General features: G+C 66.2%; 20 protein-coding genes and 1 tRNA gene. 2 read left to right on the top strand and 19 right to left on the bottom strand.

The genetic code is table 11. The features are described from left to right. Positions 1 to 2,862 (top strand): formylglycine-generating enzyme family protein, encoded by a 2,862-nt coding sequence (locus B9N93_RS26060; protein WP_217807309.1) that lies wholly within the window; start codon positions 1 to 3, stop codon positions 2,860 to 2,862. Positions 2,863 to 3,013: 151 nt separating this feature from the next. Here B9N93_RS26060 and B9N93_RS14730 read toward each other — a convergent pair whose 3' ends face one another. After that, the gene (locus B9N93_RS14730) at positions 3,014 to 3,736 is read right to left on the bottom strand and encodes an antA/AntB antirepressor family protein (protein WP_085214915.1); all 723 of its coding nucleotides are present in this window, start codon (positions 3,734 to 3,736) and stop codon (positions 3,014 to 3,016) included. 283 nt (positions 3,737 to 4,019) lie between these two features. On the opposite strand from B9N93_RS14730, the gene B9N93_RS14735 reads away from it, so the two are divergent. Further along, a complete protein-coding gene (locus B9N93_RS14735; protein WP_085214917.1) occupies positions 4,020 to 4,820 on the top strand; it encodes a formylglycine-generating enzyme family protein in 801 nt (266 codons plus the stop codon). Between the two features lie 133 nt (positions 4,821 to 4,953). On the opposite strand, the gene B9N93_RS14740 is transcribed toward B9N93_RS14735, so the two are convergent. From B9N93_RS14740 to B9N93_RS14830, 18 genes are all read right to left on the bottom strand, one after another. After that, entirely contained in the window at positions 4,954 to 5,190 is a 237-nt protein-coding gene (locus B9N93_RS14740; protein WP_085214919.1) for a hypothetical protein, read from the bottom strand. Then, on the bottom strand, positions 5,180 to 6,871 hold the full coding sequence (locus B9N93_RS14745) for a hypothetical protein (RefSeq protein ID WP_085214921.1): 1,692 nt from the start codon (positions 6,869 to 6,871) through the stop codon (positions 5,180 to 5,182). Before B9N93_RS14745 ends, B9N93_RS14740 begins: the two co-directional genes overlap by 11 nt. A gap of 13 nt (positions 6,872 to 6,884) precedes the next feature. Further along, the gene (locus B9N93_RS14750; protein WP_125469003.1) at positions 6,885 to 7,376 is read right to left on the bottom strand and encodes a hypothetical protein; all 492 of its coding nucleotides are present in this window, start codon (positions 7,374 to 7,376) and stop codon (positions 6,885 to 6,887) included. A 176-nt stretch (positions 7,377 to 7,552) separates the two neighbouring features. Continuing rightward, entirely contained in the window at positions 7,553 to 8,356 is an 804-nt protein-coding gene (locus B9N93_RS14755; RefSeq protein ID WP_085214925.1) for a hypothetical protein, read from the bottom strand. Positions 8,357 to 8,359: 3 nt separating this feature from the next. Beyond that, positions 8,360 to 8,857, bottom strand: coding sequence for a hypothetical protein (locus tag B9N93_RS14760; protein ID WP_085214927.1), 498 nt, complete (start codon positions 8,855 to 8,857; stop codon positions 8,360 to 8,362). Then, positions 8,857 to 9,231, bottom strand: coding sequence for a hypothetical protein (locus B9N93_RS14765; protein WP_125469004.1), 375 nt, complete (start codon positions 9,229 to 9,231; stop codon positions 8,857 to 8,859). Before B9N93_RS14765 ends, B9N93_RS14760 begins: the two co-directional genes overlap by 1 nt. Continuing rightward, the gene (locus B9N93_RS14770) at positions 9,231 to 10,415 is read right to left on the bottom strand and encodes a hypothetical protein (protein ID WP_085214931.1); all 1,185 of its coding nucleotides are present in this window, start codon (positions 10,413 to 10,415) and stop codon (positions 9,231 to 9,233) included. Before B9N93_RS14770 ends, B9N93_RS14765 begins: the two co-directional genes overlap by 1 nt. After that, a complete protein-coding gene (locus B9N93_RS14775) occupies positions 10,415 to 13,912 on the bottom strand; it encodes a hypothetical protein (protein WP_085214934.1) in 3,498 nt (1,165 codons plus the stop codon). The genes B9N93_RS14770 and B9N93_RS14775 overlap by 1 nt, the downstream gene beginning before the upstream one ends. A gap of 1 nt (position 13,913) precedes the next feature. Continuing rightward, positions 13,914 to 14,309 carry a hypothetical protein gene (locus tag B9N93_RS14780; RefSeq protein WP_085214936.1) on the bottom strand — a complete coding sequence of 132 codons (396 nt, stop codon included), beginning with the start codon at positions 14,307 to 14,309 and terminating at the stop codon, positions 13,914 to 13,916. Then, complete coding sequence (locus B9N93_RS14785; protein WP_085214937.1) at positions 14,306 to 19,270, bottom strand: phage tail tape measure protein; 4,965 nt, start codon at positions 19,268 to 19,270, stop codon at positions 14,306 to 14,308. Before B9N93_RS14785 ends, B9N93_RS14780 begins: the two co-directional genes overlap by 4 nt. Before the next feature lie 167 nt (positions 19,271 to 19,437). Continuing rightward, a complete protein-coding gene (locus B9N93_RS14795; protein ID WP_085216289.1) occupies positions 19,438 to 20,004 on the bottom strand; it encodes a glycoside hydrolase family 19 protein in 567 nt (188 codons plus the stop codon). Positions 20,005 to 20,070: 66 nt separating this feature from the next. After that, positions 20,071 to 20,811, bottom strand: a complete 741-nt coding sequence (locus B9N93_RS14800) for a phage tail tube protein (RefSeq protein WP_085214941.1) — start codon at positions 20,809 to 20,811, stop codon at positions 20,071 to 20,073. Further along, positions 20,808 to 21,176 carry a hypothetical protein gene (locus tag B9N93_RS14805; RefSeq protein ID WP_085214943.1) on the bottom strand — a complete coding sequence of 123 codons (369 nt, stop codon included), beginning with the start codon at positions 21,174 to 21,176 and terminating at the stop codon, positions 20,808 to 20,810. Before B9N93_RS14805 ends, B9N93_RS14800 begins: the two co-directional genes overlap by 4 nt. After that, positions 21,173 to 21,640: a hypothetical protein gene (locus B9N93_RS14810; RefSeq protein WP_085214945.1), complete on the bottom strand. Its 468-nt coding sequence runs from the start codon at positions 21,638 to 21,640 to the stop codon at positions 21,173 to 21,175. Before B9N93_RS14810 ends, B9N93_RS14805 begins: the two co-directional genes overlap by 4 nt. Beyond that, positions 21,637 to 22,101, bottom strand: a complete 465-nt coding sequence (locus B9N93_RS14815) for a hypothetical protein (RefSeq protein ID WP_085214947.1) — start codon at positions 22,099 to 22,101, stop codon at positions 21,637 to 21,639. Before B9N93_RS14815 ends, B9N93_RS14810 begins: the two co-directional genes overlap by 4 nt. Continuing rightward, a complete protein-coding gene (locus B9N93_RS14820) occupies positions 22,098 to 22,436 on the bottom strand; it encodes a hypothetical protein (protein ID WP_085214949.1) in 339 nt (112 codons plus the stop codon). The genes B9N93_RS14815 and B9N93_RS14820 overlap by 4 nt, the downstream gene beginning before the upstream one ends. Before the next feature lie 19 nt (positions 22,437 to 22,455). Beyond that, positions 22,456 to 22,986, bottom strand: coding sequence for a head completion/stabilization protein (locus B9N93_RS14825; RefSeq protein WP_176225268.1), 531 nt, complete (start codon positions 22,984 to 22,986; stop codon positions 22,456 to 22,458). Positions 22,987 to 23,094: 108 nt separating this feature from the next. Beyond that, a tRNA-Met gene (locus tag B9N93_RS14830) sits at positions 23,095 to 23,171 on the bottom strand. Positions 23,172 to 23,183 lie beyond the last annotated feature (12 nt).

Below are 23,183 nucleotides of genomic sequence, written 5' to 3' on the forward strand. Positions count from 1 at the left end.
ATGCGGCCCCAGATTGGCCGGGCGGATTTGCTGCGTTGCCTGCACGGCCAAGACCCGGAAGCCTTGGACGCGCTGGCGGCGGCGGTGGGTTATGAACCTCGCGTCGTTATCGAACCGAAGCCTGTCTTGGCGACTATGAATCTCACCCTCGACGATTTCGTAGTCAAAGTCGAGACAACCATCACGCCACCTCCCGCCCGGACACCCCAAGCCCAATTCCTCCGCCCCCTCAGCCGTCGCCGCCTGACGGCGGAGGAAGCCGTCCACGAAGTGCCGTCCTGGTACGAGGAGGCCGAACCTTTCGCCGAAGACGATCCCGAAATCTCCGCGCCCAAGGGTGCCCGTCCGCCGCGCCCGCCGCCCTTGATGCCCTGGCCGAGGCTGTGGCCGTTCCTCAAACTGGCGCTGGGGGAGGTCTTGGAATCGCACCGCCCGGACCTGCCCAAGCTGGTGGACGCGGTGTCCCAAGGGCGTTGGCTGCGGCGCTTGCCGCGCCAGCGCTGGGCGGGCTGGGCGCGGGATTGCCAGTTGCTCATCGACTTCGCCGAGCCGTTGCGGCCCTTCTGGGGCGATTTCAACGAGTTAAAGGCGCGGCTGCCGGTACTGCGCGGACGGGCGGGATTGGGGGTGGCGGCTTTCCCGGAAGGCGACCCGCTGGGGCCGTGCTGGCTGGACGGGGCGCAGGGCTGGGAACGGGAGCGCGATTACCGCTTGCCGCCGCCCGGTACGCCGGTGCTGGTGTTGAGCGACCTGGGCGGCTACGACGCCACCGGGCAGCGCCGCCGCCGTTGGTTGCGCTTCGGGCTGCGGTTGAAGGCGGCGGGCTGCCGTCCGGTGGCGCTGATGCCCTGCCCGCCGCACCGCTGGGATGCCGAGCTGGCCCGGCTGTTCCGGCCCGCTGGCTGGGATCGCAACGCCCGCCCGCCGCGCCGTCTGGGCCGGTTGCCGCCGTTGGTCGGGGGTGGCGATGCCGACGCCGTGGAGCGCTTGCTAGGCCTGTTGTCGCCCGCCATCCGGGTGGAACCGGCCTTGTTGCGCTGTGCCCGCTGGCTGCTCCCGGCGGGACAGGCCGATGTGGGCGCTGAGGCGGAGGCGTGGAACCATCCCGACGCGCACGCCACCCTGGCGGCGTTCTACTACGAGCCGGGCACGGCGGCCCGCCACCGGGAGCGCTTCCGGGCCGAACCGGAGCCGCTCCGGTCGGGCATGGCGCGGCTGATCCGGGAGCATCATGTCCATTTATCCCCGGCTATCGCCTTGGAGGAGGCGCGGGTTTTGGCGCTGTTGTTGGAGCGGGCAGCATTGGAACCGGATGAAGCGGAACCAGCGCGGCGGTTCGTGGAGCGCTTGGCGAAGACTTGCGGCGTGGATTCGGGCGGACTGGGCGGTTCGGCGCGTAGCTGGATCGCCCGCGTGGGCGAGCGGGAACAGCCCGCCGAGTTTTGGGCGCGGACTCCTGGGCTGGAAGCCGGTTGGGTGCTGGCCCACCGGGAGCGGCTGCTACGCGGCGAAATCCAGCCTCCGCCGGGATTACAGCCTTTGCGGGTTTCCTGGGCATTGGGTGGCGCGGGAAAACCGGAAGCCTGGGCCTTGTGGCAGCGGGGTCCGGCCCTGATTGCCAAACCCAGCGGGGTAAATGCGCAAGGCTCTTTAATAGCCACCTTGGAAACCGGCGTGTCCCTTTTGCTGGTTTCCGATCCGGGGGAACCCGACGCGCCCGAACGTCCCGTTCCCCTGGCCGGGCCGATTCCGCTCGTTGAATTGCCCGACCGTTTCCGGCTACGCACCGACCGGGAGGAATGGGAGTTCGATCTGGTGACCAAACCGGATTGGGCGAGAAAAATGGGCCGGGATCGGCAAGGGTTATGGGTGGAAGTCGAAACAGCACCGGAAATCTTGCGCCTGTATTGGCGTCCACCGGGGACGAAAGCGGGTGAAAGTGGCCGGAGCAAGGGAACTTGGGGCTGTTTCTCGGCGTTAGGCAGGGACGAATATGGCCTTTATGCCGACCTAAAAGTCGACTCCGTGGAGTATGCGAATGTTAATACGCCGGTTAACGAACCACTTGCCACGTTCAAAGAAATCATCCAGCGCTTCCGGTGGATCGCGCCGGGCACTTTCCTGATGGGATCGCCCGAGGATGAACCAGAGCGAAGGGAAAACGAAAGCCCGCGCCACGCGGTGACGCTAACGCGGGGTTTCTGGCTGGCGGACACGGCCTGCCCGCAAGCGCTATGGGAGGCGGTGATGGGCAACAACCCCAGCCGTTTCCAAGACCCCGAGCGCCCGGTGGAACAAGTGACCTGGCACGACGCGCAAGCGTTCCTGCGCAAGCTGGAAGGACTGCTGCCGGGCGTGCGAGCGGACCTGCCGACGGAGGCGGAATGGGAATATGCCTGCCGGGCCGGAACGGAGACGGCGCTTTACAGCGGGCCTATCGAGATATTGGGCGAGAACAATGCCCCGGCGCTGGACCCGATCGCGTGGTACGGGGGGAATAGCGGGGTGGGATTCGACCTCGCCAACGGTTACGGCTCGACGGGCTGGCCGGGAAAGCAATATCCCGACTCTCCATCTGGGACGCATCCGGTGAGGCGGAAGCGGGCGAATCCATGGGGCCTGTACGACATGCTGGGGAATGTCTGGGAATGGTGCGCGGACGGGCCGCGCGATTATGGCACCGAACCCGTGGTGGATACTATCGGCCCGCAGGAGGCAGAGCGGGCGCGCGCCGTGCGCGGCGGCTCCTGGCTCGGCAACGCCAGGTGGCTGCGCTCCGCCTACCGCTACGCCTTCGACCCCGGCCGCGCCTTCGACTCCCTGGGCTTCCGCCCGTGCCTGAGGTCCATCAAGCCCGGCTAGGCCGGTCCGGCGGGACGCCGGGCGGGTTGCCCGGAGGGCAAGGGGATTTTCCGCCCTCCCGGAGGGACGGAGGGAGGGCGGCGGGCGCGGAGCGCCCGCCGCGCCAAACTTCACTTTCGTACCATAATGGGGTGCAAACCCCTGCCCCGGCTCAATCCCCTTTCCCCGCCAGCCGCCGCACGCACAAATTCACAATCTCGGGAATCATGCCCACCGGCACCAGTTGGCCCACGGCGGCACTCATGTCCTTGGGGTTGTGCGGGTCGAGGACGGTGGCGGACTCGGGCAGGGGCGTCACCCGGACCGGCCCGCCGAACGAGACCAGATAGCGGCGCTCGTGCAGGGCGTAGACGCACAGGCCATCGGCGATCTTGTCGCGGAGTTCGCCGAGCTTGGGCAGGGGTTGGCCGCTGCGGGCGGCGTCGAGGCAGGCTTGGATGAACTGGTTGACCGCCGCCACCGCCTCGATGCCGTAGTCGAAGTCGGTGAAAATCCGCTCGCTGATCCGGGCGGCGGGTTCGGGCGGGGGTGGCAGGGCTGCGGCGGCGTGGGCCTTGCGCTCGCATTCGATGAAATAACAGCGCACTTCATGGCCCTTGTCGTTCCGCTCCATCATGCCGATATGCTTGGCGGTTTCGAGGGTGAGGTGATAGTCGATGCGATGCTTCGTTCCGCTGGGAAGCTGCTCCCCCGTTTGGGTGAGCAGGTAGTCCTGATCCTGGATAAAGCCGCCATCCTTCAGACGCTTCTTGATCCAGGTGGAAAAGTCGCGGGCGACTTCCAGGAAGCCATAAAGATCACGGGCATTGACGAGTTGGACGGGCTGTCCGTTGAGTTCGCCGGTGAAAACCGGCACGAGATTTTGATCGTTCATGGTCTTACGATTCCTTACGAGGGAATTGGCGCACTACGAATGTAGGGCGTCGGGAGCTCGTAACCGTCGTAAGGCGGCGGGCGTATTTCGGGCGTACCCGTGTTGTATTAGCCGCACTCCCGGCATAGAAACCGGAGTTCAGCCCGGATTTCGGGCGTAAAAATACCGCAGACTGACGGGCGCGGCGATCCGCTTACGATAAAGGTGTTACGAGCACCTGCCCGGAAGCATAGCGACCCCCTGGAATTTTTGTCAAACCCCAACCCACGCAGGAGACCCGACCATGGCCCCACCCTCCCCGCTGTTCCCCGATCCCTTCCCGGCCCCTTGGGCGGACGAATGGTTTGAGGACGAATACGGCCTGGGGATGGTGCTGGCGCTGGGCGAGGCGCGGCAGTGCTTCCGGTGGATTCCACCGGGGCGGTTTTTGATGGGGTCGCCGGAGGATGAGCCGGAGCGGTTTGATAACGAAACCCAGCATGTTGTCATCCTTTCACGGGGATATTGGCTAGCGGATACAAGTTGCACTCAAAACCTATGGCAGGCAGTGGTTGGCAGCAACAATAGTCGCTTTAGAAATGATTTTACTAAACCCGTAGAAAGAGTTAGCTGGGAAGAAGTTAAAACTTTTATTTCTAAACTGAACCAGATCGTACCAAATTTAGTGGCACGCTTGCCAACCGAATCAGAATGGGAATATGCCTGCCGCGCTGGAACAAGCACATCATTTACGTTCGGTAATAATATTACTCCAGAAGAAGTTAACTATAACGGGAAATTCCCCTATGCGGGTGGAGGAGAAGGAATGTTTCGAGATAAAACCGTACCAGTAAAGTCTTTACCCCCAAATATATGGGGACTTTATGAAATGCACGGCAACATTTGGGAATGGTGCGCGGATTGGTATAGCAATTATCCCAATGGCGAGATAATTGATCCTTTTGGTCCCCCTCAAGGAACCCATCGTACACTGCGCGGTGGCTCTTGGATTGATGATGGCGGCCATGCGCGTTCTGCCTGCCGGGGTAAAAACCTTCCCGGCGATCACAGCGATCTTATTGGTTTCCGGCTGGCCCTAGGTTGAAATTCATCTAAGCCCACATAGCCCATGTAGCTCCGATTAGCGCAGCGTAATCGGAGGCGAGCCCAGGATGGGCACATACCCATGCCCACCCCTTCCGAACATTGCGACGGGCCGGGAATACCGGCCCGCCCGGCTAAAACACCACCACCGTCACCGAATCCAACGCCGGGGCTTCCCCCCTGACCTCCCCGGCTTGGATAAAAGCGTTCGCCCCAACCCCCACGCCCTGTCCCCGCACCCGCAACACCGCCCCGCCCGGCAGCTCCACCGTGCTGGTCCCATCGGCGTTGTGGAACAACACCTTCCCCACCCACAGCGGCGCTTGCGGCGCCAGCAGGGTTTTCAACTGGACGAACGGGTTAGCCGACATAGTGGCGCTCCAGGGTCACGGTCTGGTGGATGATTAGCCCGCCGTCGCCCTGCCATTGCGCGGCCACCGAGAAGGCCGTCACCAGCCCCTTCCAGGCGGGCGAGTCCGCGACCTGGACCAGCTGCCCCGGCGCGAGGATGCCGATCTCCGGGAACACGGCCAGGGCGGCGTTATAGCTTTCCTGGTTGCCGGTGTCGGCCAGGATCGCTTCGCCCCGCGCCCGATTGGCCCCGACCTGGGTGATGAGCGGATCGACCACCATCGGCGCGAGGTTGGCCCCGTCCGTGCCGTCGCGCTTCACCCAAGCCAACACGCCGTGGTTCTGGCCGGACACGTAGACCGCATTGTAGCCGGGCTTTTCGGTCCAGTCCGAACCCAGCGATTCGATGACATCGGGCGGCAGGATGATATCCGGCGGGGCGGTGTCCCAGTGCCAGGGCAGGACGGCGTAGCGCGGCAGGGCGCGCAGGATCATGGCCGAGCGGTCGGTTTGCAGGAAGCCGCCGCCGGCTTCGACCAGACGCTTGATGGCGTCGATGGGCGCGGCCTGGGCGAGGCTGTACGCCCCCGGCGGGATCAACCAGTCCACCATTTGCCAATCCAAGGCCCAGCCGGTGCCGTCCAGTTCCCCGGCGGCGAGGGCCTGGGCGTAGGCGGCTCCGGCGTTGGTGCGGGTGGCGAGCGGGGCGTAGGGCGCGGCCAGGACGGCGGAGGTCGAGACGGCCTCGAAGCCGAGCGAGTCCTGGCCGAACTGGCGGGCGGGCCGCACCGATTTGACCAGGGCGCGGAACACCACGCCGTTCAGGCCGATTTCGATCTCGACCGGCCCGCCCGCTTGCGCGAGTTTGTCCCGCTCGGACGGGAACGATTGCCCCGAGAACCGCAGCGACCAGGAATCCCGGTCGCCGCCGATGGCGAGGGACTGGCACTGGATCGGCGCGTCGTCCGACACGCGCTTGACGTAGGCGGTATTGGCCACGGCGTAGAACTCCAAGGTCGGCAGGCGCAGCGCCGGTTTGCGGCGGCGGAAAACCAGATGGGTATGCCCATCGGCGCGGTCGGCGCGGTCGAAGACCAGGTGCCAACCGCCCCGCCAGGGTGGGCGCGCGGGCACGCCGGGGGCGGCGGGCACCGGGGCGACGTAGACCGGCCGATGGCCCCGCCCGAACCAAAAGTCGAGGGCGTCGGCCAGTGCGTGGCCCGGATCGAGGCGGAGGGCAACGCCGATATCGATGGGCAGCCCGTCCGTGCGGACGATGCGGGCCAAAGCCTCCACCCGGACGCCGCGCCGCCAGGCCGCGCCCCATCCCCGCAGGGCGCGCGTTTTGGTGGCGTACACGAACGCCGTCATTTGCCGGAGGCGTTGGGTGATGTCCAGGACGATGCGCGGGGACGCTTGGCATCGCACGCCCGGGCCGACACCGTGGAGGATGCCCCGCGCCATGGCATCGGCCCGGCCTATTATCAGCCCGGTGGTGCCGACCCGCCCCCGGCCCGGATCGAGGGCCAGATCGACGGCGTGGAGGGCGTGGGTACCCAGGGGTGCCCCGGCGCGGGCGGCGCGGACGGCAGGCAGGCCGCGCCCCCAGGCGCAGGACGCCCCGGCCACCAAGCCGCGCTTGATGGCCGGGGTGTGCAGGGTGTTGAACGGGACCGAGTTGAGAGGGGCGAGGCCGATCATGTGGGACACCCGCTCACAGCAGCCGGGTAGCCTTCAACGCGCCACCCTTGGCAAGCACGGTGCCGGTGCCCGAGAGAGCGGCCTGTAGGGTGATGATCAACGGAGTATCGTAGGTTTCATTAGGCACGGACCCCCCTATGAGGGCATTACAGGTGAGTAGCCGATATTCACCAACTGATTGGGTATTCGACGCCAACGAACTCATCCAAAGAGCCCCACGCACTATCGTATTTGCGGTAGTGCTGGTCGGGACAATAAACTCGATGCCCTTGAGGTTCGCGCTTATGGAGTAAGGAAGGGATATATTGAGCTTGAACAGGCATTTTTGGTTGGCCGAACTAGGGCTAAACCATAAAAGCGCCTGCGCTTCATAGCCGAACGAGCCTCCAATAGCCGCCTGTGGTAAAGATAAGGTGGCTCCGGGAATATCGGCGAACACGCCACCTGCGCCACCAGACCAATCGGGGTGGAATGCCGCTGTTCCGGTCCCACCGACGACGTTCAAACCGCCCCCCGATCCGCCAGCGCCCGCGGGAACCGCGTTCCACTCCGCCCCGTCCCAATAAACCGGCGCGGCCAGCGTGGAACTCCAGGCCCAGCACTGGCCGGCGCCGGGGTTGGGCGTAGTGGCCCCGTCCGCCACCGCCAGGACCGGCAGGCTTAAAAGCTGCCCCTGGACCTTCATCCGATGATGACCGCGTTGAGCTGGTTCGAGGTCGGCGCGACGGCGAACTTCAAGCGCACCGTGTTCACGTCCGGCATTTGCACTTCGCAGTCCCAGACATCGTAGGGGCTGCCGTTGCGGTAGACCGCGACCTGCACGTCCCGCGTCCCGTAGTTGTGGGTGAAATCGTACTGGGTGTTGCTGCCGTCCCCGAACGTCGCGGTGAACTTCCGCTTGGCCCAGGCCGACCCGGCCAGGGTGGCGGGTGTCACCGCCTTGTTGGCGTCGGTGCCGGTGTTGACCTCGGTCTGGGTGGCGAGTTGGACGGTGCCGGACGAGGATGTGGTAGCGGCGGATGCCCCGGTGCCGAAGGCGGTCCAGGTGACGGCATCGGTGCCCAGTGTCGCGAGGGTGGTGGTCTGGCGGAAGGCCTTCCCGGCGTCCGTCCCGTTCTGCACGGCCACGACCGCGTTGGTCAATTCGGCGGCGCTGTTGGCGTCGGAGGCGCGGGTCATGGCGCTGGACGCGCCGTTCCAGAGGTAGAGGCCGTTCTCGCTGGCGGTGGTCTGGAACCGCAGCAGCACCGAACCCAGCGCCCGGCTGCCCGAGGCCGGGGTCTGGCCGTCAATCGTCGCGCCGGGGCTGGACAGATTGACGTTGCCCTGGGCGGCCACGAACACCGATTCCTTGTTCTTCAAGCCCTCGATGGCGGCGTTGAGGTCGGCCAGGCGGGCCGGTTCGTCGGTGTTGGCCGGGGCCGGGAGGTTGCGGAGGCGGGAGGCCGATCCGAAATCCAGATCGCAGGCGACTGATCTTGCCATGTTCTACTCGCAGCGGGCCGTGCCCGCGAAAGGGGTGGAGAAGTGGATATAAAGCAGGTCGGTGGAGGCGTTGACCACTTCCGCCTCGATTGCCGCGCCGCCCTCGTCGAACACGGTCACGGACGGCCAATAGCCCAGGTTGTGGGCCACGGTCCAGGGGGTGGCGGGCGTGGCCTGGGTGTGGACATGGACATGGGGCGCGGCGGCCGCGGCGATGAGTTGGAGGATGTCCTCCATCATCCGGCGGCAGGGCATGGCCGCGACCGCGCTGCCCGCGTTCCAGTCGCCGGGGATGGATTCACAGGCGAAGGTATTGCCGGTCCGGCCGAGCAGTTGGATATCCACATTGCGGGCGTTCGAGCCGATGCGGACATAGAGATAGTCGCCGCTCTCGAACGCCGGAACCTGGGAGGCGTCCGCCACCGAAAAATGCGTATCGCCGTCCTGGACATCGTGCAGCAGCGTGGTCAGGAAGTTGTCGACGAAGATTTGCCGGGCCATCACACCTCCGCGTAGACCCAATCCGACACCACCGCGTTGTAGACGGCGGCGCGGTCGTCGGCCAGCAGCAGGAAAGGGATATCGGTGCGGAGGTCCGGGAAGGCGTAGGCTCCGGTCGCGGGATCGGCGATGGCGCTGCGCACCACCCGCAGCGAGCGCCGGTCCAGCAGCGACACCCGCCGGGCGATGGGCCGCTCGGGCGTGCCGTCCGGGTCGATGACGGCCAGGGTGTCGGCGATATGGCCCGGCCCGCCGTAGTCGAAGTCCAGCGCGGTCCACCGCCCGGAGGCCCGCGCCACCGCCGCGCCCTGCGGGGCCGCGCCCGCCCGGTTGATGGCGATCCCGCCCCAACTCGATCCGTCGATCAGCGCCATCACGGCCCCCATGGCCCGTCGATATCCAAGCCCACCGGATAGGCCTGCGACCCATAGCCGCACCCCACCAACAGGATGCGCCGCCCCGGCAGGTGGGGCATGTTCTGGAGGATGTCCAGGTGGCTGCGGTTCTGGCAGTTCACCAAGTCCCACAGCCCCGGCATGAAGCCGCGCACCGGCGTCCCGGTGTTGGTGGTCCCTTCCGAAATGGCGATCGGCCCCCAGGCGTCGTTGGCGTTGTCCACCGGGTTCGGGTCCGGGTAGGTGCCGCCGCCGAGCATGCTTTCGAAGGCCATGCCGGTCTTTTGGAACGGCATCGCGCTGCCGACCTGGGCGTAGCCGCGTTGCAGGTATTGCCCTACTTGGCTGGCCCCGGATTTAAAGTGGAACCCGTGGTTGTAGCCGGGCCATAGCACGGTGTTAACGGTACTGCCGGTGATGATACCGGGAAAGGCGTCCGCCGCCCGCCGGGTGAGGCACGCGCCCGCATAGAACGGGTCGTGCTGGGTCGGATAGCTGGAATACCACGCGATAAACAGGTACAGCCCGCCCGCCCAGAACACCAGGACGAACGGGCGGTCGTCGTCGCCACTGCTGTTGGTCTTGCGCCAGATCAGGCCGGGTCCGCCGACCTGGAGGGTGGTGGGACACAGCCCGATCATGGTGCCGAATTCCAACGGATCGACGGCGCTCTCGGCCAGCCGGGCGGCGGCGTATTGGGCCTGGGAGTCGTCCAGCAGCAGGTAGCCGGGCATGAGATTGGTATCGCGGAACTGGTAGACGGCCTGGTCGTCGACCAAGGACAGCCGGGTCATCCCCGCCGGAGCCCGCTTGAGCGTGACCGGGCCGGTACAGGTGGCGGGCAGGCCGGGATCGACGTTGAAGGTGCAGGTGGTGGAGCCCGGCGGGGCCGAAAGTTCGTATTGCCCGTTCCAGCCGTTGGTGCTGCCGGATATCTCGATGCGGTGCGGCATCCCGTTGATGCCGTCCGCCAGTTGCAGGCCCGCTGAGCAACTGGCCGTCGCCACGCCATCGACGTGGGACAGGTCGTCCAGGGTCTTCTCGCCGAAGCCGGTCACGCCGCAGGCGTGGATCAGGGCGTTCAGCGCCCCCGCCCCGCCGTTGGCCGGGAGTTGCGGGATGTTGGGCATCCCGGAGTGGAATACATGGATTGGCAGCGTCATCAGATGTCCCCCATGAATTCGAGGGTGAAGTGGTCGAGGTCCACGGTATGGGTGCCCGCCTGGATCGTGAGGGCGATTTCCACCGGGAACGCCGCGCCGACCACATCGAAGCGCAGGACGTTCCCCGGTTGCCAGCCCACGCCCCAACCCGCCGAGTAGACCGTCCATTCGGGCTTGTTCGTCACATGGTTGAACAGGGTGTAATCGGCACCGAGGGCGATATCGCGGGCCAGGATGCCACGGGCCTTGCTGACGACCTGGAAGGTGCTGGCGGTTTGGAACACCAGGGCGTAGCGGTCCTTGGTGCTGTGGTTGCTCACCAGGATGGGGGCATCGACCTGGTTGTATTGGGCATCCGGCGAACCGCCCACGACCACATCGCTCCACACCCCTTCCCAGATCGATTGCGAAAAAATCCGTTCGACATGGCCTTGTAGGTCGCCGGTTTCCAGCACGGTGGAAAACAGCGAACCCGCCGGGAAATCGTGGGGCAGCGGCAATTGCAACACGATGGCCCCGTCGATGGTGACATCGGAGACGTAGGTCTTATGCATGATGCGGTGGTGGACCGTCAGCGGCGGGGTGTAGCCCGCCAACGGTAGGGGCGCGGCCCAGGTCAAGGTGCCGGCGTCGAGGTCCGCCGTGTAGCGGTCGCCCGGCACCCGCTGGCCGTTGGCGTCCCGGACCCAGAGGCGTTCCAGGTCGGCGCGGCCCAGGTCCACCGTCGCGCCCGCTGTGGGCGACGGGACCGTGACGGTGCCGGTATGGTGGACGAGTGCGAGATTGCCCGCCTCGACGAACGGCACCTGCCCGGTCGAGGGCAGCCGGGCCACATCCAGCCCGAGCCGGGTCGAATCGACGGGCAGGTAGCTGGTGGTGACGCAGTTGTAGCGGATGGAGTCGGCCAGCACCCAGCGGGGTTTCCAGATTTGCCCGCCCACCACCAGGGCGGGGCTATACCAGGGCTGGTCCTCGTTCCCGGCCGCCACCACCATATCGCCGAACCGCACCTGCCCCACCCCCGCCTTGTAGTTGAACCGCCCCGCCACGCCGGAAGCGGCGATGAGGCCGGTATTGTCCGAGGTGGCGGTAACGGTGTTGCCCGCCGTATCGGTGGCGGTCAGGGTCACGCTGCCGACCTGGACCGGGGCGCCAGGGGCGCGGAAGGCGATCTCGTCCACCACCACCGGGCCGATGCGGGTGGCCAAGCCCGACAGGGAGGGCGCGTTGGCTCCGCTGGACCAGTCGGTCAAGGTGGCGCGGCCACTGCCATAGTCGAGGCTACCCGCCCCCGTGAGTTCGCCCGTGTTCGGGTTGTAGATCGAAATGGACCCGGCCAGGTCGACATAGGTTTTATCCCCCAGGACCAGGCGCAAGGAGCCGGGCACGATGGCTTCCATCGTACTCGGGGTCAAGTCCAGGGAGAGTTCCGATACCGTGAAGGTTTCGACGGCGGGCGATCCCGGCGCGCCATAGGTGTAATAGACATCGATCCGGGCACCGTCTGGAATCCGGGCGGTGATATCCTCGACACTGCCCTCCACCATCACGAACCGGCCATCGTCCCGCAATACCCAGTGGGGTTTCCACCAGGGCCGGGCCGATAGGGGATTGGTCAGGCCGAGGGTGCCGCCGACATAGTTGATGGCGCTGTCCAGGTCTGGAAATATCCCATTGCCGTTGTCGTAGAAGCCCAGCCGGGCGGTTTCGTCCAAACCATAACCCAGCGGAGCTTCCCAATCCGGGCGGACGGTGAGGTACAGATAGATCGAGCCGGGGATGATGTTGCCATGGGCCAGGGCCAGGGCGATGTTGCCCCCGCTGTCGACCTGGGCGGTCAGGGTTTCGTGGGCATTGATATGCGGCGTGATGGTGGCCGTGATCTCCATATCGGACGGCGGCAATGAACCGAACTGGAGGATGATCCGGTTCGCCCCGTATTGGACCGCGCCGGTCGCGCCGCCGACCAGGCCGCCGTGGCCATCGTCCTGGGCGGTGGCACCGCCCCCCGCCCAGGACAGCGCCACCGCGCCGGGCGCGAGGTCGTGGACGGTATCGAGGATGACGCTGGCCTTGGGGAGCGTGGTCCCCGCCAGGCTATGCGTATGCGAGGCGTCGCCGTAGGTGACGACGATCCAGGTATCGACATCGGGCAGGACGGTCAGGCTGAGGGTGAACGAGCGGGTGGCGAAGCGGATCTGCGCCACGCCGTAGGAGCTATCCACGCCCACCAACACGCCGTCGCCGGGGTCGGCCAGTTCGTACCACCGCCCCTGCGCCCGGTAGGCGATGCGGGCGGTGCCGGGCAGCGGCGGGGTCGGCAGGATGCCAGTATAGACCAGGAATTGGGTGTTCGCCGCGACCTTGATCGCATGGCTTTGCTGCGGGGTGGTCAGGGGGGCGGCGGGTTTGAAGCGGGCGGTTTTCAGCCCCGGATAAGGCGGGCAGGCGATGGAGCCGGTGATCTTGCCCTCCGGGTAGTTCACGGTGCCGACCGCCGTGGTGCCGCTGTAGAGCGTGCCCTTGCCATCGGTCAGCGTGGTCGTGCCCGCCTGGATCGACAGGCTGCCGATCTGGAGGGGCGAACCCAGCGACAGGGTGATGCCCGCGCCGAAGTTGGCGTAGAGGGCCACGCTGACCACGCCGTTGTCCGCCGGGACCAGGGTGGTATCGACCGCGTTCGGGTTCAGGTCGAGATGCGGCACCGGCATAGTCGAGGCCGGCACCAACTGGACGAACGGGGTATCGACCACGACGACCTGGGCGTTTTGGTCGGCGGCGGCCACCAAGGACTTGGTGCCGTAATACTGGGCCGCGCCCGCCGCCGTGGTCTGCCGCAGGATGGCCTTGGTGCCGTCCGCCGATGGATCGACCCTGGACACGTCCGGGCCGGTGAAGCTGTGGTTCAGCCGTTCGGAAATCGTCATCGTGACGATGGCCTTGGTGTAGTCCCCCAGCGTATCGGTGAAGGTGCCGATCCGTTTGGCGACATTGGTGCATAGCACATACTGCTCGATCTGGGCCGCGCCGCCCTCGTCCTGGATCAGCACATAGGTCGTCCCCACCTCGGGCAGGGCCGCGGTCTCGCGCTGCCAGATTTCCACGGCGCGGGCCCCTTTGACCTGGGTGCCGTAGACATAGCCATTCCATTTGCCCGCCGGGACGTAATACGCCTCGATGTAGGCGGCGTGGGCCGCGTGTCGGTCGAAATAATCGCGGGTCGAGAACAGGGTGGCGAACACCCTGTCATCCGCCGGGATTTCGGTCAGGGCCAGATGGCCGCGCTGGAGGCGGTCCTGGGTATCGGTATCGACCCCGGCGAATAACTTGCGGATTTTGACCCGCCCGCCCACCTCGTCGAGTTGGGCGCGGGCGTCGAACAGGTTGTGGAGCGCCCCGTCGACGATCTCGGCGGCGGTCTGCATCCCGCCGCCCGAGTCGAAATCGGAATCCTCCTGGGAATGGAACAGCTTCAAATCGGCTTCGGTGATGGCCATATCAGGTTTCGACGGTGATGAATTTGAGGGTGGGCAGCCAAACCTCGTCGGCGGCGCGGGCGCTGAAGCCGGTCAGGGGATTGGCCTTGATGGGATCGGGATAGAGCCAGCGCACGGCGTAGGCGTCGCCATCGGCGAAGGTCAGGGTCATGCGCTTGGCGGGATCGTCGGTCCAGGCCCGCAGGGCCAGCAGGTCGGCGCGGAGCATCGCCCCCCAGAAGCCGTCCGGCGGGGCCAGGGTGATGGGACGGCCCGCGATCTTCACGGAGGTCTGCCGCACCACCGCGCCGCCCAGGGCGCGGGCGTCCTGGGCCGCGACCGCCGTCCAGGCCAGTTCGTCGGTCCAGACCAGGGCGTCCGGCAGGAGGATTTCGGTCGCGCCGTCGTTGAGGGTCATGCGCCGTACCCGTAGGATGAGAGTTGTTGCATCAGGGTGGTGAGGTTCGACAAGCTGGACGGGGTGCCCTGGGCGGTGGAGGTCGTGCCGTTCGGCAGCATGAGGACCAGGGTGAGGGTGCCGCCGGACGCGCCGCCACTGGACGGCGCGGACGTGGCCGCAGGCGTATAGCCGCCGCCGGCGGTGAATTGCGCCAGTTCGGTCTGGACGCGGGACTTGGTGGTGGAGGCCGCGCTGGACAGGCCGGAATAGTCCGCCCCCGAACCCGAACCGGAGCCGGAGCCGGAGCCGGAACCGCCGGGGGTGGAATTCGAGCCATGGGAATAACTGGCGGTGGGGGTGACGCCGTGGCTTTTCTGCCAGTCCGGGTTTTGCGAGTAATACCCGTAGCTGTTCGTCGCCTGGTTCTCATGCGCCTGATTGGACTGGTCCATCCTCGCGTCCCATTGCGCGGCCTCGGCGGGATGGGCCTTGCGCCAGGCCTCGGACAGCGAACCCCGCAGCCGGACGATCTGGTCGGCCTGGGCGATCATCACGTCGTATTGGGGGTCCAGCTTCCCGGCGATTAAATCCTTGAGGAACTGGCCGGGGTCGGCGACTTCCTCGGGGCTGCCGCCTTGGCGGGCGATACCCATATCCCGCGTCAGATAGGCCATCCCGCCATAGGACAGGTCGGACATAATGCGTGGATCGACGCCATTGGTATCGGTGATGTGCCCGGCGAGGTCGCCGTGCGGGATGATGTAGCCGTCCGCGCTGGGGGAGAACAATTGCGGGCCGTTCTGCCCCACGTATTTGATGCTGGATTTGTCGTCGGCGACGAATAGCTCGATGCCCTCTTCCCCGACCAGATAGGTCTTGTAGGCCTTCACGTCGCCGCCCCCGGCCCGCTTGCCGTCCAGCTTCGCCAGCTTGGCCTGGTGCAGTTTTTCCAGGGCGCCAAGGGCGTCCCGGTAGTCGTTCGCCGCCTGGGCGTCGCCCGCCTGCTGGGCCTGCCGCAGCAGTTCCTCGATGGACGCCTTGCGGGTCTCGTAGCTGCGGTTCTCGACCGCGACCAAGTTGCCGTTGAATTGGTCCAACTCGTCCAAAACCGAATTGACCGTGCTTTTTGCGGCGTCCCTCAAGCTTTCCAGTTTGGCCTTGGCGGCGTCGATGCCCGCTTGCAGCCCTTCCAGGTGCTGGGCGTTGAGTTCGCCGAAGCCCACCGTGGTCTGCATCGCGGCCCAGGCGAGGTTATGGCCGGACCGGACGGCCTCGTTGACGCCGGCCGTCAGGTCGTCCACGTAGGTCTTGCTTTGCTCCAGGCGTTGGATGGCCTTGTTGGTCTCGTCCACCGTCGCCGCGTAGGCCAGCCATCCGCCATCGACATGGCCGGTGGTGGCTTCCAGCATGGCCGCGTAGACATCGGCGGTGGCCTGGCTCAACGCCTTCATCTTTTCGATGTTGTTGTCGAGCGGCAGCCAGACCCGTTGCAGGGCTTGGCCTTCTTGGTCCGCCGCGTTCGCGACCGCCTTGGAGGCGTCGGCTTGGTCTTTCTGGGCCTGGGCGTTGCGGTCGGCGGCGAGGGCGTTGGCGGCGTGGCGCTTTTCGGCTTCGGTGATCCTGGCCGCCAGTTCGGAGAGGCTCGGCCCGGTCTCATCCGCCACCGCCCTTTGCAGGCGCAGCGCTTCGGCGGCGTCCTTGGCGGCGCGGGCCATCAGTTCCTGGGATACGGTCAACCCCTTTTCCGCAGCCGCCAATCCGTCCGCGCTCAACAAACCCTGTTCGTGTTCCTTGTCGAGGAGTTCGCGCTTGGCCGTGAGTCCGCTCACCGCCGCCGCCAGTTCGTTGGCGCTACGGCTGGCCTTGTCCTGGGCCGCCCTCACCTCGTCCGCGCCGACACCGATCTTTTTCTGGGCTTCGGCGACCAGGGCGAACGCCTTCGTCATCTGGTCGGAGGTCAGTTCGCCCCTCTGGCCGAGTTCGACGATCTTGTCGCTGATCGCCCCGAGTTCGGCGGTGGTCTGGGCCGATTGGACCACGTTGGTGAACGCCGATTTGATGACGCCGCCGGCGCGGGTGCCGATCACGCCCGCCGCGTCCAAGGTGGATTTGAGGTTGTCCAAGGCCGCGACACCATCGCGCACCTTGGCGCTGACGCCGGTGAGCGCCTGCTGGCCATCCAGGCCCAGCGCCTTGAACTGGGCCTGGGCGCCGGTTTTGATCGCTTCGGCCAGTTGGGCGCTGGCGATGCCGGTATCGCCCAGCTTGGCCTTGAGCGCCGCGATTTCGGCTTGCAGTTCCGGCCCGCCCAGCTTCTCCATCTGGGCGAGCAGTTCGTCGCGGACGATCTTGGCCGCGCCCTCGGAGCCTTCGCCCAACCGTCCCATGGCGAGGACCAGCTTGTCGGCGTTGTCGGGCTTCAGGAGGTCGTACTGGACGACCAGTTCGCCGAACTTCTTCGCGCCGCCCTCGGTGGCCTTAGCGGCTTCTTCCATCGACTTGGCGAATTCGCCGGTGGCCTTCTGCGCCTGCTGCTGGCCCGCCGCGATATCGTTCCCGGCCTTTTGCCCGGCCTGGCCGAGGGATTGGGTTTTATCGGCGGCGTTCTGGGCACCTTGCGCGGCCTTGTCCGCCCCGTCCTTGGCATCGGCGTACATCTGCTTGAAGATGGCATCCATCTCCACGAGACGCTGCTGATGGCGCTCCTCGACCGCCACCAAGGTGTCCTTGCTCACCAGCGCTTGGTAGGCTTCATAGGAATAGCGCAGGTATTCGTAGGACTTGGCGACGGCCTCCACCGCCGCCACCCCGGCCACCCGGAATATCTCGAATTTCTCACGAAGGGCGGTGCCGATGTCCCAGCCGACGATGAAGGCGCTCAGCCCGGCGAAAGCCACCTGCACCTTGGACACCTGGGTGGCGGCCTCGCCGATGTCCTTGGTCAGGTTGGGGCCGATGGCCTTGGCCCAGTCGAAGGCTTTGGCCCCGACCACGCCCAGGGCCAACAGCGCAAGGCGCAATGCCCCCACCGAGGCGGCGGCGGTGGCCAAGCTGGCCGCGAGGCCGGAAATATGGGGGAAGGCGTCCTCGAAATCCGCGATGGCCTGTGCCGCCGTCTTGATGCCCTCGGCCACGGCGCGGATGGCGGGCAGGAACACGCTGCCCAGGTTGATGGCCGCGCCCTCGATGGCGTTGTTCATCAACTTCAACTGGTTCTCGGTGGTCGCCAGCCGCGTCTCGAACTCCTTCTGCATCGCCCCCGCCGCGCCGGTCTTGTCGGCGGCGATGCCCATGGCGTCGTCGAAGAGCTTGAGCGCCCCGACCAAGCGGCCGATTTCGTCCTGGTGTTCCTCGCCGAACATCCGGGTGAGAATCTCCGCCCGCGATTGCGCGTCCAGCTTTTCCAGGGTGTGGAGGAAACCGGACAGCGCCTGTTGGGGGTTCGCTTGGATTTGGGATGCGAGCGCGTCCGCCGATAGCCCCAGGTCGCCCAAAGCTTCCTGGAAGTCCTTGCTGCCCACCCGTGCGGTCTGGAGCTTGGAAAGCATGGCGTTGATGGCCGTGCTGGCCACCTCGGTCGGCATCTTGAGCGCCAGCATGGCATCGGCCAACCCCGCCGCCTGTTCCGCCGTCAGTCCGAACTGCTTGGCGGTGCCGCCGATATTGGCCAGGGCGGCCACGATGTCCTTTTCGGTCGCGGCGGTCTTGTTGCCGAGGACGTTGATGGTGTCGCCCAGCGAGGCAACCTGTTGGATGCTCAGGCCGAAGTTGTTGGTCAGCGCCGCCACGGCCTCCGATGCCTGCTCGACCGGGATATCGAAGGCGCTGGCGATCTTGGCCGCCAGCGTCACGAATTGCTCGATATCCTTGTTCGCGACGCCGAGTTGCCCGCCCGCCGCCGCGATCTTGGCGAGGCCGTCCGCGTTGATGGGCAGTTGGGTGGCCATGGCCTTGAGGCGGTCGCCGAGTGCGGCCACCTGTTCGGCGCCCATGCCGGTGGTCTTGGCGATGTCGGCCAGGGCGGACTCGAACTCGATGGCCTGCTTGGACACGGCGTAGAGGGCCGTTCCCGCGCCACCGACCTTGAGGAATTCGCCATGGGCCTTGCCCAGCGCTTCGGCCCAGCCATTGGTCGAGGACTTCAACTCGTCGATGCGCTGCTGGGTCTTGAGCGCGGCCTGGGCCAGTTCGGAATTGCTGAGGGTGCCCGAGTTCCTGAGGGTGTCGAAGGCATCCCGGACCTTCTGTATCTCGGCTTCGATCTGCCGGTGCGGCTTCACGTCCAGGACGCCACTGGCCAAATCGACTTGGGTCAGGCGCTCCGCTTCTTGCTTGAGGTCGGCACAACTGGAAACCAATCTTTCCGCCGCGGAATCGGCTTGCTTGAAAGCGGCGGCGAGGTCGGCCTGGGCCTTGTCCAAATTCGAGGTGTCCACCCCGACCGCCCGCATTTCGCCGTCGAGCTTCTCCAATTCCTCCCGGGTCATCTGGAGCTTTTCGCTCCACTTATCGGTGGCTTCTTCCGTGTTCTTTAATTGCGATCCCAGGACGCTGGAACCCTTTTCCGCGTTCTTCAGTTCCTTGGAAAGCGATTTGATCTCGGCGTTGAGACGCTTCACCTCCTCCGGGGAAGTGGCATCGACCAAGGCTTGGCGGGCCTTGTCCAGCGCCCCCTGAAGGCCGGAGACAGTGATCGCGGAATCCTTGAACTTCTGGGAAAGCTCGCCGGCACGGCGGGTGGATTCTTCCAGCGCCTTCTCGGCGGTGTTGGCCGCGCCGGATAGCTGGTTGAACTGGTCGATCAGCGTTTGCTGCTTGCCGAGCGCGGCCATCTGCTCGGCCAGCGCCCCGGCTTTGTCGCGGACCTCGGTGGCATCGCCGCCCAACTGCTCGATCTCGCCCGCCAGCTTGGCGACTTCCCCCAGTCCTTCGACGGCGGCTTGGATTTTGAGCGAGAGTTCTAGGCTATCATTCGCCATGGGTGTTCACATTGGGAGCGGTGGCAAACATGGGGCAACGGAATTTCGGGTACGGGATGATCGTGGCCATCGTGGCCTATGTCGTGGCGGCGGCGGTGTATGGGTTCGATCCCGCGGACTGGTTGATGAAGGTGATCGGCATGGCGGCGGTGGTGCCGCTGCTATGCCTAATCCCCTTCGGGGCCTTGTCCCTGTTGGCATCGCTGTTCAAGCGCCGCCCGGGCCGAAGCCCATAGCGCCCGCCGGTCCTCGATGCCATTGGTGCCGCCATTGATGCGGCGAGTGATCTTGTCGAAGTCGCCCAGGTCGGCGAGTTCGTTCAGCCCCTTGGAACGCCAGAACCACGCCGCCGACAAGGCCGCGAATTCCGGTTCCTCCAGGCGCTCGGGGGCGCGGATCAGGTCGATTTCCAGGGCCAGCCCGGCGGCGCGGTAATTGTTCCGGCCCGTGATCTGGATCAGGCCGCGCCCCAGGAAGCGCCGCCCGTCGCCGGGCACCGTGTTCCCCAGGTCTGCCCGGCCCTCGTAGCGCCGTTGCGCCGGGGTCGGCCCCCAGATTTCCCGGACATACTGGAACCGGCCCGATTCGTGGGCGATCTGGGCCAGGAAGGCGGCTTGGCGCTGGGGCGTGTCGATGCCGTAGCGCTCCATGGCCTGGACGGTAGGCCCAAGCCAGCGTTGGGCGACGGATAAACGGCAGTGGCAGGCGTCCGCGAGTTGCTGGGCGGTGAGCATGGGATTCCCCTTGGTTTGGAATAGCTGGGCCGGAACGGGCGCCATACCCGCCCCGGCGGCGCGGGATTACGAGAAGACCAGGTTCGGCTTGAAGGTGAACAAGTCCCGGTCCGGCAGCTTGATGACGTCGCCCTTGAAGTTCACGTCCTGGAAGTCCTTGGCCCCGAGGAACTGGAACACCTGCCCCGGAATCACCGACACCTTGGGAATCTCCAGGAGGCCCGGCAGGCCATCGGAACTGTTCTCGACCTCCATCAACAAGGCGTAGTCGATCACCGACTCGGTGCCCGCGACGATCTTGTCGCCCGCCACCGCGCCCACGTCGAAGGTGATGGACTTGGAACCCGCCGTGCCGGAATTCAGCGCCTTGACCAGGCCCAGCCGTGCATTCACGACGAAATCCGTGCCCAGGGTCTTGCCGGTGATGGCGACATTGGCGACGTTCAACGCGCCCAATGAAACCCACTTGTCCAGCACCAGGGTCCGGGTCGCCGTTTGCGCGGTGGACGATCCCTGGCTGTAGGCGCTATAGGTGCCCAGCAGCGCCGCCGCCAGCAAATCCCCGGTCACCGCGTCGAAGCCGAACTCGACCTCGGTCGGCTTCTTCAGGTAGCGCACCTCCTTGGCCTCGCCGAAGTCCTCGATCTGGGTCGAGGGGCGGACTTTCTTGTCGCCGTCCGGCTTGATGGTCAGCTTGGTGCCGTTCAGCGCGTCCGCGAACGCCAGGGTGGTCATGTCCCCGGCGTAGCCCGCCCCGATGATGGCGATCTGGAGATTGCCCTTGTACCAAAGTCCCGTTCCGCTCATGGCGCTTGTACCTCTTCGTTGAAGCTCAGAATTTCGATATCGCCCCGTGCGGCGCTGAGTTCCGCCGCCTCGGGACACATCACGAATTCGGCCCCGGCGGGATGCCGGACGCCGTTGTGTTCATGGGACCGGTGCGCCCGGACCCGGACGCCGGTCACCACCAGCGCGTTCACGCCCTCCGGCGCGGGGCGTGGATCGGCCAGGGCGGGAATATCGCGGGTTTCCAGCGTGCCGGGAATTTCCACGGGCGGTGCCGCCGGGACGGGGGTCTCGGGTGGGGTGGGCGGTGCCCTGGGGGGAAGCGAACCCATGGGCACGGGCAGCGCGATTCCTTCTTCCGGGAGGGGTGTTTTGGGGGGTTTCATGGTTTTACCTGCAAGGTCACGGGGATGACGATCTCCCCTTCGTAATAGGGATGGTTGGTGCCCGCGTCGTTGCGGGTGTCGGCCTCGCCGCTCCACACCACCGGCGGGTCGGTGCCGATGGGCTGGGGTTCCAGGGCGTCAAGGATCAACTCGGTCAACTCGTCGATGCCCTGGACCCCGAGATAAATCCCGTCCTCCTGCCGGTCATCGTTTAGGCCGAACAGGATGGATACCTTCCATTCGCGCCTGCGGCTGGGGCGGGCTTCCTTCTTCTGGGTCAACCGCGACAGGGCGAGGTAGGGGAAGTAATCGGCGGGCACGGCGGTCTCGGTGTCCGGGTCCGGGCGCAGGCCGATCAGGTGGCGCACCGGCAGCCCCGGATAGTGTTCGGCGAACCACGCGGCGAGGGCCGGATCGGTTTCGAGCCGGGCGCGGAGGTTGGGGAGCGTCGAGAGGAACGTCATAGCAGCCCCAGCTTGGCCGCGAGGACGCCCCGGCCAGCGGCCCGCATCCGGTCGCCACGGGCGGCGGAATCAGCGAAGAAGAAAGGAATCTTGCGGGTGCCGGGATGGGCGACGGCGCGGTGGAAGACGTGCCCGCCGCCTGCGCGGAACCGCAAAACCTTCCGGGCGCGGCGCTTGCCGCCCGCCCGTGGCGCGATGGCATGGGGCAGTGTGCCCTCTTCCATCCAATAGAGGTGCTTGGCTTTGGTGTAGACCAGGGCGCTGGGACCGTCGAGGGTCCGCCAGCGGAGGTACTTCCGGTGTTTGCCACGGTCGGTGAACGCCTTGCCCTGCTCGACGAAATCCAGGATTTCACCCTGGTATTTTTTCGCCATGGTGTTGGCGACCCTGGCGGCGAGCCGGGCTTCTCGCAGCGCGGCCAGCACCGACAAGGAATCGCCGGGGTTCCAGTCGATCTTCATGGCCGCGCCCCCGCCGCCCGCGGATAGCGTTCCGGCTCCGGCTCCAGGTCGTAACGCCGCCAGCGCTCGTTCGCGTGGCCGATTTCCACGGTCAGCGCGTTCAAGGCCGCGTTGGTCTCGCGCTGGACCGCCAGCATCTGCTCGGTGCGGCGGTCCTCGGCCTTGCGCATTTCCTGCCGTTCCAACAAGTGGCGGTTCTCCATCGCGGACAGCGCGGCGCGGTGGTCGGCCAATATCTTCCAGAGGAAGAGGAACAGCGCGAGGCAAACCAGCCCCAACGGCCCGAATTGCGCCCATAAGGTGGGGTTTACGGCTTGTATGATCTCGGGTGACATGGTCGCGGCGAGGGTGGGTTCAAAGAATCGGCCCGGCGCGGCGGAACGGTCCCGCGCCCAGGGCCGCGACATGCACGCCGAAGTCCGCCTGGTGGGCGCTGCCCGGCACCATCAAGTCCAGCAGGTTCGCCAGCGCGGTCTGGTGGCGGTCGAGGAAATGGCGCTCGGTATCCTCCGAGGCGTTGGTTTCGGTCTCCGGGATCGGGCGGCGGGCCAAGACCTGCAAGGGCTTGATGGTCCGGGCCTTGGCGAGGTTGTAGACCGCGCTGAGGTAGGCGTGCCGCGCTTGATGATGTCCCGCGATCATGCCCTCGGGATGGGCATCGGCATAATCGGCCAAGCTGGCGCAGCCCTGGGCCACGGCGGCGTCCCGCGCCGGGGCGGCGGCCTTGTTGGTCTCGATCATGGCTTGGATGAGCGTGTCCACCGGCAGCCCGTCGCGCCCATCGCTGGGGACGCGATAGCTCTCGACCAGGGTCCGTACGGCGACATCCGGCCAAAAGCCGTTGTTCTCCAGCACGGTATCCAGGATCGGGGTCGGGTTGCTCATGGCTCGCTCGGAATAGGGGCCGGTGCGGAACCGCGCCCACCGGAAGCCAGGGGAAAACCGCTCCGGTGCCGCTCGTCCCGCCCCGGCACGGGGGGAACCTTCAAAAATTGGTGGCGGAGGCGGGACTCGAACCCGCGGCCTTCGGGGCATGAACCCGACGATCTAACCGGCTGATCTACTCCGCGTTGGAATCGGTG

The organism is Methylomagnum ishizawai, assembly GCF_900155475.1.
GTDB classification, from domain to species: domain Bacteria; phylum Pseudomonadota; class Gammaproteobacteria; order Methylococcales; family Methylococcaceae; genus Methylomagnum; species Methylomagnum ishizawai_A.